Below are 11,406 nucleotides of genomic sequence, written 5' to 3' on the forward strand. Positions count from 1 at the left end.
CGAGCCCGGGCTCAGCGTCGGCCGCGGGCGGCCGAGGCGTCGGAGGGTCGGGAGCGTGCGGAGCTGTTCATCCGCGCGAGTCCAGCAGCTCGCGCATCGCCGGCAGGTCGAACATCTCGGTGACGGCGTAGGCGTTCTGCCCCGCGTGGCGGGGATCGGCGCCGGCGTCGAGCAGCAGCGTCACCGACTCCTCGTTCTGCAGGAAGACCGCGCAGGTCAGCGCCGACTGCCCGCGGTCGTTGACCCGGTGGACGTCGGCGTCGTGGGCCAGCAGGCCGCGGACCAGGGAGACGTGGTTGTTGTAGGTGGCCAGGATCAGCAGCGTGTCGCCCTTGGAGTTGGCCAGATTCACCGGGATGCCCTGGTCGACGAGCGCGAGCAGCTCCTCCTCGCGTCCCTGGCGGGCCAGGTCGAACATCGAATTGAGGAATTCCAGCTGCTCGTCGGTGAGCTCAGGCGGCGTCGGCTGGTCGGTCTCGGGCGCCTGGTCGTCCGGCTGCCCGGCGTCGGGGGAGGCGTCATGAGGCATGCCGCCAGTCTACCGGTTCGTCCTCCCGGCGGGACCTGTGTAGAGTGATCTACTGATAATGGTTCTCAATAGAGTTTGTGAAGGTTTCCATGACGACTTCGGCGCTCTCGTCCCCGTCTCGCTCGACGGCGCTGCTCGGGCTGGTCGGCATCGCGGCAGGGCTGGTCGTCGGAGTGCTGGCTCCGCAGCTCTCCGGCGCCGCCGCCGCGGCCCGTGAGCCGATGGTCATGCTGCTGGTGACGCTCCTCTTCCTCGAGCTGCGGCCGATCGGCGGGGGCGCCGCGCTGCGGTCGAGGCGCGGGCTCGGCGTGCTGGGCCTGCTGGTCGTCTGCAACTTCCTGCTGCTGCCGGCGCTGGCCTGGGGGCTGTCCTGGCTGTTCCTCCCCGGTCCGGAGCAGGAGATGGTCCGGCTCGGAGTGCTGATCTACCTGCTCTTCCCCTGCGCCGACTGGTTCCTGGGCTTCGTGCGCCTGGCCGGCGGCAGCACCGCGCTGGGCGCCGCCCTCATTCCGATGCATCTGGGGCTGCAGCTGGCGCTCTATCCGTTCTGGGTCTCGCTGGCCGCCGGCGGCGCCGTCGACGGGGTCCTCGAACGGCTCGGCCCGGCCCTGGTATCGATGGTGCTGGTCCCGGCCGGCGTCGCCGTCGTGCTGCGGCTGATCGCCGCTCGGCTGTCCGGTGCTCGCGGCGCCGACCCCTCCGCCGGCTTCTCCGTCGATCTCTCCTCCTGGCTCATCGCCGGCGCCGGGCGCGCCGTGCCGGTGGTGCTGGCCGGACTGCTCGCGGTGCTGCTCGCCGGCGGCTCGGGGCAGCTGGTCGGCGCGCTCGACGTCGTCGCCCCGGCGCTGGCGGCCGTGGTCGTCTTCTTCGCGGCGAGCACGGTCCTGCTCGAGCTCGTCTCCCGCGGGCTCCGGCTGCGCCACGAGGAGACGGCGCTGCTCTGCGTCTCCGGGGCCGCGCGCAACGCGCCGCTGATGCTGGCGCTCACCAGCGCCACGCTGGGCCCGGATCCGGTGCTCGCGGCGACGATCGTGCTCGGCATGCTGCTGGAGTTCCCGCATCTGGTGCTGCTGGCCGATCGGCTGCGGCGCCGGCGCGCGATGACGCTCGCCGCGTGAGTGTGACACTGTGCCTCAGCAGGAGCAGGGCGAGCCGCGGCACGGAGTATGCAGGCGATCGAATATTTATGTAGAATCGCCGGCGAGCCGCACACCCTCCCGCCCCGCCGGGACGACGCAAGGAGCCAGTGGAATGACCGACCGCATTGTTCTCGCCTATTCGGGCGGACTCGACACCTCCGTGGCGATCGGCTGGATCGCCGAAGCCACCGGGGCCGAGGTCGTCGCCGTCGCCGTCGACGTCGGCCAGGGAGGCGAGTCCCTGGAGACCGTCCGCCAGCGCGCCCTGGACTGCGGCGCCGTCGAGGCCTACGTGGCCGACGCCCGCGACGAGTTCGCCGAGCAGTACTGCATGGCCACGCTGAAGGCCAACGGGCTCTACATGGACTCCTACCCGCTGGTCTCGGCGATCTCGCGCCCGATCATCTCCAAGCACCTGGTGGCCGCCGCCCAGCAGTTCGGCGCCTCCACCGTCGCCCACGGCTGCACCGGCAAGGGCAACGACCAGGTCCGCTTCGAGGTCTCCATCCAGACCCTCGGCCCGGAGCTGAAGTGCATCGCCCCGGTGCGCGACCTGGCCCTGACCCGCGAGAAGGCGATCGAGTACGCCGAGCGCCACCAGCTGCCGATCGAGACGACCAAGTCCAATCCGTTCTCCATCGACCAGAACGTCTGGGGCCGCGCGGTGGAGACCGGCTTCCTCGAGGACATCTGGAACAGCCCCACCAAGGACGTCTACGACTACACCGAGGACCCGGCCTTCCCGCCGGCGCCCGACGTCGCCACCATCACCTTCGAGGCGGGCGTGCCGGTGGCGATCGACGGCGCGACGGTCACTCCGCTGGAGGCGATCTACCAGCTCAACCGCCGTGCCGGCGCCCAGGGCATCGGCCGGATCGACATCGTCGAGGACCGCCTGGTCGGCATCAAGTCCCGCGAGATCTACGAGGCTCCCGGAGCGATGGCGCTGATCGCCGCCCACCAGGAGCTGGAGAACGTCACTCTGGAGCGCGAGCAGGCCCGGTTCAAGAAGACCGTGGACCAGCGCTGGACCGAGCTGGTCTACGACGGCCAGTGGTTCTCGCCGCTGAAGAAGAACCTGGACACCTTCATCGAGGCGACCCAGACGCATGTCTCCGGCGAGATCCGCCTGGAGCTGCACGGCGGTCGGGCCACGGTCCAGGGACGGAAGTCGGCGACCTCGCTGTACGACTTCAACCTGGCCACCTACGACGAGGGCGACGCCTTCGACCAGTCCTCGGCGCCCGGGTTCATCGACATCTACGGGCTCTCCTCGAAGGTCGCCTCGCAGCGTGAGGAGCGGCTGTACGGCAAGCCGGACCTCTCCGGCCACGGCATCGGGACGCAGTGAACGATGGCTGATCAGCAGGACTCTCACGCGACGAACGAAGGCGCGCTCTGGGGCGGTCGCTTCGCCTCCGGGCCGGCCGACGCGCTGGCCGCGCTGAGCAAGTCGACGCAGTTCGACTTCCGGCTCGCCCGCTATGACATCGCCGGATCCCGCGCCCACGCGCGGGTGCTGCACCGCACCGGCCTGCTCGACGACGCCGAGCTGGAGTCGATGCTGGCCGCGCTGGATCGGCTGGAGTCCGACGTGCTCTCCGGAGCCTTCGGGCCGGCGGAGTCCGACGAGGACGTCCACGGCGCCCTGGAGCGCGGCCTGCTCGAGCGCGCCGGCGAGGAGCTGGGCGGGAAGCTGCGGGCCGGGCGCTCGCGCAACGACCAGATCGCCACGATGGGACGGATGTTCCTGCGCGATCATGCTCGAGTCGTCGCCTCCGGCGTGCTGGAGGTCGTCGACGCGCTCGTCGCCCAGGCCGAGGCGCATCCCGCGGCCCCGATGCCCGGTCGCACGCATCTGCAGCACGCCCAGCCGGTGCTGCTGGGCCACCACCTGCTGGCCCACGCCTGGGCGCTGCTGCGCGACCTGCAGCGGCTGGCCGATTGGGACGAGCGCGCGGCGGTCTCGCCCTACGGCTCCGGCGCGCTCGCCGGCTCCTCGCTGGGGCTGGACCCGGTGCGGGTGGCCGAGGAGCTCGGCTTCGCCGACGCGACCTGGAACTCCATCGACGGCACCGCCTCGCGGGACGTCTACGCCGAGTTCTCCTGGGTGACGGCGATGATCGGCGTCGACCTCTCGCGGATCAGCGAGGAGGTCATCTTCTGGGCCACCAAGGAGGCCGGCTTCGTCACGCTCGACGACGCCTTCTCCACGGGCAGCTCGATCATGCCGCAGAAGAAGAACCCCGACGTCGCCGAGCTCGCCCGCGGCAAGTCCGGCCGGCTGATCGGCGACCTCACCGGCCTGCTGACCACGCTGAAGGGCCTGCCGCTGGCCTACAACCGGGATCTGCAGGAGGACAAGGAGCCGCTCTTCGACGCCGTCGACACGCTGGAGCTGCTGCTGCCGGCGGTCTCGGGGATGGTCGGCACGCTGACCTTCCACACGGAGCGGATGGCCGAGCTCGCCCCGCGCGGCTTCGCCCTGGCCACGGACATCGCCGAATGGCTGGTCCGGCAGGGCGTGCCCTTCCGCGTCGCCCACGAGCTGGCCGGCGAGGCGGTGCGCGTCGCCGAGGCGCGCGACGTCGAGCTCTGGGATCTCACCGACGACGAGCTCGCGGCCGTCTCGGAGCACCTGACTCCGGCGGTGCGCGAGGTGCTGACCACGCTGGGCTCGCTGAACTCGCGCTCCTCGCAGGGCGGCACGGCCGTCTCCGCAGTGGCCGAGCAGCTGACCGAGCTGAAGCGCCAGCTGGCCCCGGTCCGCGCGTTCGCCGCCTCTGACGGCAGTGTGGTGGGTCCGGACGCGGTCAGCTGATCGGCATGGCGGCGCGCTCGGGTCCGGCCGGCGCACTCCGGCGCGGTCGACGGCGCGGTCTGCGCAGTCGACCGCGCGGAGGCCGGCCGGCGGCCGCGCTGCTGCTGGCGGCGACGCTGGTGGGCTGCGGGTCGCTGGCCCCGGCCGAGCCGGACCCGTCGCCCACCGGCCGCCCGGACGCTCCGCCGCAGCCCCGGCCGCTGCAGGCCGCCGAGCAGACCGGGCGGACGACGGCGGCGCCGCTGGCCGAGCTGCCCGACGCGGACTGGCTCGCCGAGGTCGCCGCGGACACCGGGATCCCCGAGCGGCCGCTGGCCGCCTACGCCGGGGCGTCGCTGCACCTCGCCGAGAGCCGTCCGGACTGCCGGATCGGCTGGACGACCCTCGCCGGCATCGGGCGGGTGGAGAGCGTCCACGGCTCCCACGGGGGCTCACAGATCGCCGAGGACGGCACCGTCCGCCCGGAGATCATCGGCATCCCGCTCGACGGCCGCCCGGGGACGCGGGAGATCGTCGACACCGACGGCGGCGAGCTCGACGGCGACGACGTCTGGGACCGGGCGGTGGGCCCGATGCAGTTCATCCCCACGACCTGGGAGCGGCGCGGCCGCGACGGGAACCGGGACGGCGTCGCCGACCCGCAGCAGTACGACGACGCGGCGCTCGCCGCCGCCGGCCACCTCTGCGCCCACGGCGGCGACCTGACCGAGGACTCGGGCTGGAACGCCGCCGTCGCCGCCTATAACCAGTCCGACAACTACGCCCGTTCAGTGGCCGGCTGGGCGGAGGACTACGCCGCCGCGCGGTGAGGCCGCGGTGAGGTCCGCAGTGCGGTGCGCGGCGGCGTCGGGCGGGATCCGCCGGCTGTCACCCCTGGCGGGCCTTGAAGCGGGGGTCGCGCTTATTGATGACGCAGGTCCTGCCGCGACGGCGCACGACCTGCGCGCCGGGCCGACGTTTCAGCGACTTCACCGAGTTGCGCACCTTCATTGCGCCTATTGTTGAGAATGAGTATTATTAGCGATAATGCTACGCGTCGACGGGAAGGGATGCCAATGGAGTGCTCGGCGGAGGACGGACGGGCGCGGGGCCGCGGGAGCCGCAGCCCGGGAGGCGGCGGGGAACCGGTCGACGTCGTCGCCGTCGTGGGCTCCTGCCCTCCTGTACGACAGGCGCTGGCCCGACGCCTGGCTCGGCAGGAAGGACGGGTGCTGCTTCCCGCGGGGAAGGTGCAGGCCGACGTCGGGCTGATCGACCGGACCGCGGATCTGCTGGCCCGCTCGACCGACGGCCCCGGGCTGGTCGTCGAGCTGCCGCTGGGGATGCCGGCGATGGAGGCCATCGGACTGTTCGCCGAGTCGGACGGTGCCACGCGGCTGAGCGATATGGTCTGCGTCGTCGACGCCGCCCACCTGCTGGCCGATCTGGATTCGCCGGACCTGGTCCCGCTGCCGGGCGGCGAGGATTACGCGCGGCGGGCCGACCTGGTGGTCCAGCAGATCGAGCACGCCTCGCAGGTGGTCCTGGCCAGGGCCTCGGCCCTGGCGGAGGACCGGCTGCTCGTGCTGGAGGCCCTCGTCGGGGCGCTCAGCCCGCAGGCGGCGATCCGGCGGACCTCGGGAGAGGACGGCGATGCCGCCGTCGTCGAGGCGCTGCGGCATCGACGCCCGACGCTGTACCGGCAGGAGCAGACGCGAGCCGGGTGGGTCGGCGTGATCAACGGGGAGGTCGCCCCGACTGACGGGCCGGCGCCGGTGGAGGTGCTGCACTACGAGCAGCTGCGCCCCTTCCACCCGGGCAGGCTCCACGCCGTGCTGGAGACGTTCTTCGCCCGCGGCTCCGGCGGGTCGATCGTCCGGTCGGCGGGCTTCTGCCGCCTGGCCTCGCGTCCGCACGTCCTCGCGAGGTGGGATCAGGTCGGACGGAGCCTGGTCCTGGAGCCGCTGGCCGTCGACGGATCGGCCGACGCCGACCAGGTCCTGTCCTTCGGCCAGGACCTGGCTATCGTCAGCGTGGGGATGGACGCGCGGCGACTGGTCTCCGCGCTGGACGAGGCGGTGCTCGACGACCAGGAGCTGACGGCCGGGCCCGCCGCCTGGTCGCAGTACGCTGATCCGTTCCCGCGATGGAACGTCGCCCCGGACCGTTGACCCGGCCCCGACGTCGACCGCGCATCCGGCCTGCCAGACTGGTGACGTGGACATCACGACGCTCGACGCACTCTTCGCCGGCCACGCGACCGAGCTGGCGCCGGCGCTGCTGGGCTGCCGGCTGACGGTGGTCACCGCCGACGGCGCGGTCGCGGTGCGGCTGACCGAGGTGGAGGCCTACGGGGACCAGGGCGAGGACCCCGGCGCGCACAGCTTCCGCGGTCCCACAGCGCGCAACGCCTCGCTCTTCGGGCCGCCGCGGCGGACCTACGTCTATCTCAACTACGGCATCCACCGCTGCCTGAACCTCGCCTGCGGGCCGGAGGGCACGGCCGGCGGCGTGCTGCTGCGCGCTGGAGAGGTCCTCGGCGGGAGGGAGCTGGCAGCGCGGCGCCGCGGCCGCGAGACCGGGGCGAAGCTGCTCGCCGGCCCCGGTCGGCTGGGCCAGGGGCTCGGGATCACGCTGCCGATGGACGCGACGCCGGTGCGTCTGGCCCCGGCCCGGCAGCATCCGGAGCCCGGGGAGGCCGCCGCCTCGCCGGACCTCGACGACGGCGCGGCCTTCCTGCTCTCCCCGCCGGCGGACGCCGTCGGCGAGGTGCATTCCGGCCCGCGGGTCGGCGTCTCCGGCGTCGGCGGGGGAGCGGCGTTCCCCTGGCGGTTCCGGCTGGTCGACGAGCCGAGCGTCTCGGCCTATCGGCCCGGACGGAACGTGCCCGCGGAGGGCGCCGTCGGCGCTGCCCGCGGGGACGACGTGGTCACCCGAGGTTCACCCGCATGACTGTAGGATGGGTGGTCATCGTATTCGGACATGAGAGATGCGCATCCAGATGAGTGACTCCATCTCCTCGGCCTCGGCCGAGCCGCTGCACCCCGCCACCCACGACGTCCCGGTGCCGCCGCTGGAGGGCGGCCTCGAGGATGAACGCCGCTACGTCGCCGTGCTGTACCGACGGCTGGACGAGCTGCGCGACGAGAAGCACGACCAGCTGACCCAGGTGCGCAGCACCGGCGCGGTGGGCACCATGCAGAACATCTCGGAGCGCGACGCCTTCGCGACGATGTACGAGGACCGCCTCGCCCAGCTCAACGCCGTCGACGACCGGCTGGTCTTCGGACGGCTGGACCTGGACGGCGGCGAGTGCCGCTACATCGGCCGCATCGGGCTGACCACCGACGACCTGCAGCGGCTGATGATCGACTGGCGCGCGCCCGAGGCCGGGGTCTTCTACCAGGCCACCGCCTTCGAGCGGCACGGCGTGCGGCGGCGCCGCCACCTGATGCTGCGGCGCCGCGAGGTCCAGGGCATCGAGGACGAGGTGCTCGATGTCGACATGCTCGCCGAGGCCACCGAGAACCACGGCGACGGCGCGCTGCTGGCAGCGCTGACGGCGCGGCGCACCGGCCAGATGGGCGACATCGTCGCGACCATCCAGGCCGAGCAGGACCGCATCATCCGCTCCGAGATGCCCGGGGTGATGGTCGTGCAGGGCGGGCCCGGCACCGGCAAGACCGCCGTGGCGCTGCACCGGGCGGCCTACCTGCTCTACGGCCACCGCGAGCGGCTGAAGTCCGCCGGGGTGCTGATCGTCGGGCCGAACCCCACCTTCATGTCCTACATCGAGCGTGTGCTGCCCTCGCTCGGCGAGACCGGCGTGGTGATGAGCTCGCTGGCCGACCTCTATCCGGGGGTCCACGGCATCGAGGAGGAGGACCCGCGCGTCGCCGAGATCAAGGGACGGCTGGACATGGTCGACGTCGTCGCCGCCGCCGTCGCCGACCGGCAGCGGACCATCGACGAGCCGCGCCACGTCGAAGTCGAGGGCATCCGGGCGAAGGTCACTCCGGCGATGATCCGCCGCGCCCAAGAGCGCGCCCGGGCCACCGGCAAGCCGTACAACGAGGCCCGGACCACGTTCGTGAAGGTCATGGTCCGGGAGATCGCCGAGAAGGTCGAGAAGACCCTGAACAAACGGTCGGAGGGCAACGAGGCAGACCGCAGCTATCTGACCGAGGACGTGCGCTCCTCCCGCGACGTGCGCGTGCTGCTGAACCTGTGCTGGATGCCGCGCACGCCGCAGCATCTGCTCGAGGACCTCTTCTCCAAGCCCGAGTACCTGCGGCGGGCGGCCCCGCAGCTCGACGAGGCCGAGCGCGAGCTGCTCCGCCGTGCGCCGGGAGCGCCGCTGACCACCTCCGACGTGCCGCTGCTGGACGAGGCCGCCGAGCTGCTCGGCGACCTCGACGACTCGGCCGGCCGCGAGGAGGCCCGCCAGCAGGCCGAACGGGACAAGAATCTGGAGAACGCCCAGAAGGCGGTGGAGAACGCCGCGCCCCAGCTGGAGGAGAAGGGCATCGAAGGCTTCCTCGACGCCGAGGGCGTGGCGGCGATGAACACCGAGACCGCCGGTCGGCTCTCCGCGGCCGAGCAGGCCCAGGTGGACCGCACCTGGACCTACGGACACGTCGTCGTCGACGAGGCCCAGGAGCTCTCGGCGATGCAGTGGCACGTGCTGATGCGCCGCTGCCCGCTGAAGTCCTTCACCGTCGTCGGCGACACCGCTCAGGGGTCCTCGGCGACGGCGGCCGCGAGCTGGGCGCAGGCGATGGGGCCTTTCGTCGGCGACCGACTGCGCGTCGAGGAGCTGACGGTCAATTACCGCACGCCGCGGCGCATCGTGGACCTCGCCGAGCGCGTCGCCCGGGCGCACGGTCTGCCGATCACCAGCCTGCGCACTGTCCGCGACGGCGAGCACGACCCGGTGGTCGAGTCCGTCGACGCCGACCGTCTCCAGGCGTCCGCGGCCGCCGCCGTCGACGCCGAGATCGAGCGCCTCGGCGAAGGACTGGTGGCCGCGATCGTGCCGGAGCCGATGGTGGAGCCGCTGCGCCGCAGCCTGCGCGGCCGCTACGGCGACCGCGTCGGCGAGGGCGCCGGCTCGCTGGCCCAGGACATCGTGGTGCTCGGCGCCGACGACGCCAAGGGACTGGAGTTCGACGCGGTGGTCGTCGTCGAGCCGGCCGCTCTGCTCCGCGAGGCCGGCGGGCGGATCGGGAGCCTGTACGTCGCGCTGACCCGGCCGACCCATGCGCTGCACGTGGTCGCCGCGGAGGAGCTGCCTCCGGGGTTCGCGGCGGCGCCGGACGCGGACTGACCCCGTGCGGGGGAGTGCTAACGTGACTCAGGTGATGGAGAACAGCCCCATGGAGAAGAACCCCGCGCTGGACGCCCAGCGCATCGACGACAGCTTCGAGACGATCTGGCAGGAGCTCACCTGGCGCGGCCTGGTGCAGGTCTCCACCGATGAGCAGGAGCTGGAGAAGACCCTCGCCCAGGGGCCCGTCACCTATTACTGCGGCTTCGACCCGACGGCGGCGTCGCTGCATCTGGGGCATCTGGTCCAGCTGCTGACGATGCGTCGGCTGCAGCTCGCCGGGCACCGGCCCCTGGCCCTGGTGGGCGGGTCGACCGGGCTGATCGGCGACCCTCGGCAGAGCGGCGAGCGGGTGCTGAACACTCCGGAGACCGTGTCCGGATGGGTGGACAGCCTCAAGGATCAGATCCGCCACTACCTGGACTTCGACGAGGGCGAGAACGCCGCGACGATGGTGAATAACCTGGACTGGACCCAGGGGATGAGCGCCATCGAGTTCCTGCGGGACATCGGCAAGCATTTCCGGGTGGGCACGATGGTCAAGAAGGACATCGTCGCCAAGCGGCTGCACTCCGAGGAGGGGATCTCCTACACGGAGTTCAGCTACCAGATTCTGCAGGGGCTGGACTTCCTGCAGCTCTACCGCGAGCACGGGTGCCGGCTGCAGACCGGCGGTTCGGACCAATGGGGGAACCTGACCGCCGGCACCGAGCTGGTCCGCCGGGTGGAGGATGCCCAGGTCCACGCGCTCGGCACGCCGTTGATCACCAATGCCGACGGGTCGAAGTTCGGCAAGTCGGAGGGCAACGCCATCTGGCTGGACTCCGAGCTCTGCTCGCCGTACACCTTCTACCAGTTCTGGCTCAACGCGGCCGACGCCGACGTGATCGATCGACTGAAGGTCTTCACCTTCCTCACCCGGGCGGAGATCGAGGAGCTGGAGACCGAGGTCGCCGAGCGCCCCCAGGCGCGGACGGCGCAGAAGAGGCTCGCTTGGGAGGTCACCACCCTGGTGCACGGGGAGGACGAGACCCGTCGGGTCATCGAAGCCTCCGAGGCGCTCTTCGGCAAGGGGGACGTCTCGCAGATCGATGCCCCCACGCTCCGCGGCGCCGCGGAGCAGCTGCCCCACGCCGAGGTGGATCCGGAGACGCCGCTGGTGGACCTCTTCGTGGCCGCCGGTCTGGTCTCGTCGAAGTCCGAGGCGCGCCGGACGGTGAAGGACGGCGGGGCGTATGCGAACAACGTGAAGGTCGACGACGGCGAGCTGCCCCCACCTGAGGACCAGTGGCTCCACGGCGAGCACCTGGTGCTGCGCCGGGGCAAGAAGAACCTGGCGATGGTGACTCGACGCCGGGGGTGACCCCGAGGCGCCCTCTGCCGTCGGGTAGGCGCCCACCATTGCTCCCTCCGCCGTGAGGGATAGAAGAAGCCGCAGGTCAGACCCGCACACGGGTCGGGCCGGCGGCTTCTTCCGCATGTGGTCGAGGTCACCGCGCAGCGAGTTTGCACGGGTCACCGGGGTGTGTGTAAAGTTTTATCCCGTGCTCAGGGCACAGGGCAGACGCCGGAAGGGTCGCTCTGGGGTGCTGGGCCGGGCATGGCGACTGGA

General features: G+C 71.9%; 10 protein-coding genes. 8 read left to right on the forward strand and 2 right to left on the reverse strand.

Annotation, left to right across the window (positions count from 1 at the left end):
• Positions 1-67: 67 nt before the first annotated feature.
• The gene (locus tag GCL72_RS03175) at positions 68-529 is read right to left on the reverse strand and encodes an ankyrin repeat domain-containing protein (protein WP_153143262.1); all 462 of its coding nucleotides are present in this window, start codon (positions 527-529) and stop codon (positions 68-70) included.
• A gap of 89 nt (positions 530-618) precedes the next feature.
• Here GCL72_RS03175 and GCL72_RS03180 point away from each other — a divergent pair, with 89 nt between their 5' ends.
• The 4 genes from GCL72_RS03180 to GCL72_RS03195 all read left to right on the forward strand — a co-directional run bounded on the left by GCL72_RS03180 (position 619) and on the right by GCL72_RS03195 (position 5,298).
• The gene (locus tag GCL72_RS03180; protein WP_153143263.1) at positions 619-1,647 is read left to right on the forward strand and encodes an arsenic resistance protein; all 1,029 of its coding nucleotides are present in this window, start codon (positions 619-621) and stop codon (positions 1,645-1,647) included.
• Positions 1,648-1,780: 133 nt separating this feature from the next.
• Positions 1,781-3,019, forward strand: coding sequence for an argininosuccinate synthase (locus tag GCL72_RS03185; protein WP_153143264.1), 1,239 nt, complete (start codon positions 1,781-1,783; stop codon positions 3,017-3,019).
• Between the two features lie 3 nt (positions 3,020-3,022).
• Complete coding sequence (gene argH, locus GCL72_RS03190; protein ID WP_153143265.1) at positions 3,023-4,489, forward strand: argininosuccinate lyase; 1,467 nt, start codon at positions 3,023-3,025, stop codon at positions 4,487-4,489.
• A 5-nt stretch (positions 4,490-4,494) separates the two neighbouring features.
• On the forward strand, positions 4,495-5,298 hold the full coding sequence (locus GCL72_RS03195; protein WP_153143266.1) for a lytic transglycosylase domain-containing protein: 804 nt from the start codon (positions 4,495-4,497) through the stop codon (positions 5,296-5,298).
• Positions 5,299-5,356: 58 nt separating this feature from the next.
• On the opposite strand, the gene ykgO is transcribed toward GCL72_RS03195, so the two are convergent.
• Positions 5,357-5,479, reverse strand: a complete 123-nt coding sequence (ykgO, locus tag GCL72_RS03200; RefSeq protein ID WP_153143267.1) for a type B 50S ribosomal protein L36 — start codon at positions 5,477-5,479, stop codon at positions 5,357-5,359.
• A 218-nt stretch (positions 5,480-5,697) separates the two neighbouring features.
• Here ykgO and GCL72_RS03205 point away from each other — a divergent pair, with 218 nt between their 5' ends.
• The 4 genes from GCL72_RS03205 to tyrS are packed head-to-tail and all read left to right on the forward strand — an operon-like array spanning position 5,698 to position 11,157.
• Positions 5,698-6,639, forward strand: coding sequence for a GTP-binding protein (locus GCL72_RS03205; protein WP_153143268.1), 942 nt, complete (start codon positions 5,698-5,700; stop codon positions 6,637-6,639).
• A 46-nt stretch (positions 6,640-6,685) separates the two neighbouring features.
• Entirely contained in the window at positions 6,686-7,420 is a 735-nt protein-coding gene (locus GCL72_RS03210) for a DNA-3-methyladenine glycosylase (protein WP_153143269.1), read from the forward strand.
• Between the two features lie 49 nt (positions 7,421-7,469).
• Positions 7,470-9,794 (forward strand): HelD family protein, encoded by a 2,325-nt coding sequence (locus tag GCL72_RS03215; RefSeq protein WP_246160981.1) that lies wholly within the window; start codon positions 7,470-7,472, stop codon positions 9,792-9,794.
• 49 nt (positions 9,795-9,843) lie between these two features.
• The gene (gene tyrS, locus GCL72_RS03220; protein WP_153143270.1) at positions 9,844-11,157 is read left to right on the forward strand and encodes a tyrosine--tRNA ligase; all 1,314 of its coding nucleotides are present in this window, start codon (positions 9,844-9,846) and stop codon (positions 11,155-11,157) included.
• Positions 11,158-11,406: the final 249 nt, after the last annotated feature.

Origin of the sequence: Nesterenkonia halophila (assembly GCF_009467795.1) — a bacterium.
Lineage (GTDB): Bacteria > Actinomycetota > Actinomycetes > Actinomycetales > Micrococcaceae > Nesterenkonia > Nesterenkonia halobia.